This window comes from Streptomyces sp. SID5785 (assembly GCF_009870065.1).
In the GTDB taxonomy this organism is placed as follows: domain Bacteria; phylum Actinomycetota; class Actinomycetes; order Streptomycetales; family Streptomycetaceae; genus Streptomyces.
Genome location: NZ_WWIA01000192.1, coordinates 1 through 3432, shown reverse-complemented (window position 1 = coordinate 3432; position 3432 = coordinate 1). Strand labels below are relative to the sequence as shown.

Here is a 3432-nt window from a genome sequence, read left to right as displayed (position 1 = left end):
CGGCGAGCCGGTAGAGCCGGCGCCGGTAGGCGTCGTCGTCGCGGACGGCGAGGGCACCGCCGGTGGCCGAGGCGACGGCGGACATGACGGCGGCCACGACGACGGCGGTCTCGGGGCTGACCTCGCCGCGGCCGTCGGGGATGAGGTGCAGGGCGACGAGGAGCACGCCGCCGTTGAGGAAGAAGACGACGAGGCCGAGGACGAGCGCGGGCACGAGCAGCAGGGCCCGCACGAGCAGCGGCCACACGAGCGCGGACAGGACGGCGAAGGCGCCCGCGCCGGAGGCGGCGGTGATCGCCACCCGGGTCAGGCTGTCGCCGCTCGCCGACTGCAGCTGGAAGTCGGGCAGGATCCCGGCGAGGACCATCATCGTGAGGGTCCCCGCGGCCCACACCGTCAGTGAGCGCCACACCGTGCTCGCCGCACGCCGCCACCACCGCCCCGATGCCACGTCTCCGGCTCCCCTCGCCCGCTGTGTCCCGTCCGGGTTGTCGTCGGCCAGGGTTTCACACGTCTTGGCCCGATTGGTCCCGCGGACGGGGGTGGCCGGTCCCGGGTGTCAGCAGCCGTCGTACCCGGCGGTCGGCATCGACAGGCGGCGGTGCACCCGGGCCTTCATCTCCGCGTCGTACGCGGGCTCGGCGAGGCCCGCCGTCTCGACCCGGATCCCGCGCCGCGCGCACTCCTTGGCGAAGGTGTCGGGAGAGCCGATCGCGGCGTGCAGGACCCGGTCGCAGGGGACCACGAACAGGTCGACCAGGCCGGCGTCCACGTCGTCCCAGAGGATCTCGTGGTCGGGGCGCAGGGCGTGCACGAGGAGCTCGCGCGTGACGACGTGGCCGCGCTCGGCGGCCCAGCGGGCGCACATGGCGTGCTGGCTGCGGGAGTCGACGAGGAACGGGTCGGCGTCCAGCTCCTCCAGCGGGGTCAGACTCGCGATCGACGCGACCCGCAGCGGGCCGGGGCCGCGATCATGACCGGAACCGTCCGGCGCGTCCATGGTGTCCCCTCACCTCGGCTGACCTCGTCTCCGGCCCCCGACCCTACTCCTGCACGTAGGCTCGGGGCAGTCGCACGAAGGAGGCACGGGTGCCGGTGGAGATCACCTGGTGGGGTCACGCCACCTGCACGGTCGAGGACGCCGGTACGCGGGTGCTCACCGATCCGCTGTTCACGCGGCGTCTGGCCCATCTGCGGCGGCGCCGGGGCGCGCCGCCGCCGCCGAGCGCCGCCCGTGCCGACCTCGTGCTCGTCTCGCACCTGCACGCCGACCATCTGCACGTGCCCTCGCTCGCGCGCCTCGCGCCGGGCACCCGGGTGCTCGTGCCGCGCGGGACGGGCCGCTCGGTGCCGGGCCTGCGCCGGCTGCGCGGGCTGCGGATCACCGAGGTCGGGCCGGGGGACGCCGTCGCGAGCGGGGACGTCACGGTGCGGGTGGTGCCCGCCGAGCACGACGGTCGGCGGCTGCCGGTGGGCCCGCACCGGGCACCGGCGCTCGGCTACGTCGTGGAGGGCGAGGCCCGGACGTACTTCGCGGGCGACACCGGGCTGTTCGACGGGATGGCCGAGGCGGTCGGCACCGTGGACGTGGCACTGCTGCCGGTCGGCGGCTGGGGCCCCTACCTCGGCCCGCACCACCTGGACCCGGAGCGGGCCGCGCAGGCGCTGGCCCGGCTGGCTCCGCGCAGCGCGGTGCCGGTGCACTACGGGACGTACTGGCCGATCGGGATGGACGCGGTGCGGCCGCACGAGTTCCACACGCCGGGTGACGAGTTCGTGCGGCAGGCGGCGCTGTGGGCGCCGGACGTGGCCGTGCACCTGCTCGGGCACGGCGAGCGGGTGCGCCCGGAGGTGGCGCGGTGATCCTCACCGCCGCCTCGCAGGTGACGCCGGAGTCGACCCAGCAGGCCGTGGGATACCCGTCGCTGTTCCTGCTGGTGTTCATCGGCGCGCTCGTGCCCGTGGTGCCGACGGGGGCGCTGGTCAGCTCGGCGGCCGTCGTGGCGTTCCACCAGACCGACCCGTTCTCGCTGCTCTTCGTGTTCGCGGTCGCCTCGTTCGCCGCGTTCCTCGGCGACGTCGTCCTGTACTGGCTCGGGCGGCGCGGCATGCACTCCCGCAACGGGTCGCGCTGGCTGGCGGCGATCCGCGCGCGGGCCCCGGAGGAGCGGCTCGCGCAGGCCCAGACGAAGCTCGCCGACCACGGGGTGCTGGTGCTCGTGCTGTCCCGGCTGGTGCCCGCCGGGCGGATCCCGGTGATGCTGGCCTGTCTGATGGCCGAGATGCCGCTGCGGCGCTTCGCCCGCGGCGACGTCCCGGCCTGTCTGGCCTGGGCGGCGACGTACCAGGTGATCGGGATCCTCGGCGGCTCGCTGTTCGCGGAGCCGTGGCAGGGCGTGGTCGCGGCGGTCGTGCTGACCCTGGTGATCAGCGGGGCCCCTGCGCTGTGGCGCCGGGTGCGCGGGCAGGGCGGCCGCGACGGCCGGTCAGACGGTCAGCACGCGTGAGCCGCCCACCGGCAGGTCCCACAGGGCGGTGCGGGGCAGTCCGGCGCGCTCCCAGGCGGCCCGCAGCCGGGTGAGCGGCTCGAGCACGGGCTCGGCCGACAGCAGGAACGTCGCCCAGTGCATGGGCGCCATGCGGCGGGCCCCGACGTCCTGTGCCGCGCGCACCGCGTCCTCGGGGTCGCAGTGCACGTCCTGGAGCCACCAGCGCGGGTCGTAGGCGCCGATGGGCAGCAGGGCCAGGTCGATGCCGGGGTAGCGGCGGCCGATCTCGGCGAACCAGTGACCGTAGCCGGTGTCGCCCGCGAAGTAGAGGCGCTGTCCGTCGCGGTCGGTGAGCACCCAGCCGCCCCACAGGGTGCGGCAGGTGTCGGTGAGGCTGCGCTTGGACCAGTGGTGGGCGGGGACGAAGTCGAAGCGGACGCCGCCCAGTTCGGCGGTCTCCCACCAGTCGAGCTCGGTGACGTGGGTGAAGCGGCGCCGGGTGAACCAGCGGGCCAGTCCGGCGGGCACCAGGACCGGGGTGTCGCGCGGCAGCCGCTTGAGGGTGGGCCAGTCGAGGTGGTCGTAGTGGTTGTGGCTGATGACGACGGCGTCGACCGGGGGCAGGGCGCTCCAGGCGATGCCGGGCGGGGTGACGCGGGCGGGCGTGCCGAGGATCCTGCGGGACCAGACGGGGTCGGTCAGCACGGTCAGGCCGCCGATGCGGACGATCCAGCTGGCGTGTCCGACCCAGGTGACGGCGGCGGTGCGGGCGTCGACGTCGGGCAGCGGGCCCGGCTCGAACGGCAGGTTCGGGATGTCGGCGAGGCCCTCGGCGGACGGCCGGACCTTGCCCTCGCGGGCGAACCGCGCGAAGCCGCGCAGGCCGGGCAGCGGTGCGGTGAGCCGGTGCGCGAAGCTGCGCGGCCAGCGGCGCGGGACCGGC

At 75.5% G+C, this 3432-nt stretch carries 5 protein-coding genes; 2 read left to right on the top strand and 3 right to left on the bottom strand.

What is annotated here, in order from left to right; all coding sequences use genetic code 11:
* Together GTW43_RS05800 and GTW43_RS05795 are read right to left on the bottom strand one after the other, a co-directional pair.
* On the bottom strand, positions 1-451 hold a 451-nt coding region (locus tag GTW43_RS05800; RefSeq protein ID WP_343245915.1), incomplete at its 3' end, for a phage holin family protein.
* A gap of 108 nt (positions 452-559) precedes the next feature.
* The gene (locus GTW43_RS05795) at positions 560-1000 is read right to left on the bottom strand and encodes a hypothetical protein (RefSeq protein WP_161300537.1); all 441 of its coding nucleotides are present in this window, start codon (positions 998-1000) and stop codon (positions 560-562) included.
* A gap of 89 nt (positions 1001-1089) precedes the next feature.
* Between GTW43_RS05795 and GTW43_RS05790 the strand changes: the two genes are divergently transcribed.
* Both GTW43_RS05790 and GTW43_RS05785 read left to right on the top strand, forming a co-directional pair.
* A complete protein-coding gene (locus tag GTW43_RS05790) occupies positions 1090-1863 on the top strand; it encodes an MBL fold metallo-hydrolase (RefSeq protein WP_161300536.1) in 774 nt (257 codons plus the stop codon).
* Positions 1860-2507, top strand: coding sequence for a VTT domain-containing protein (locus tag GTW43_RS05785; protein ID WP_343245914.1), 648 nt, complete (start codon positions 1860-1862; stop codon positions 2505-2507). The genes GTW43_RS05790 and GTW43_RS05785 overlap by 4 nt, the downstream gene beginning before the upstream one ends.
* Here the strand turns inward: GTW43_RS05785 and GTW43_RS05780 are convergent.
* On the bottom strand, positions 2487-3432 hold a 946-nt coding region (locus GTW43_RS05780; protein ID WP_161300535.1), incomplete at its 5' end, for an MBL fold metallo-hydrolase. The two genes, GTW43_RS05785 and GTW43_RS05780, sit on opposite strands and share 21 nt — an antisense overlap.

Bases quoted from the DNA above. Each gene is read 5' to 3' on its own strand.
- GTW43_RS05795 (WP_161300537.1), bottom strand. From the start codon at position 1,000: ATGGACGCGCCGGACGGTTCCGGTCATGATCGCGGCCCCGGCCCGCTG.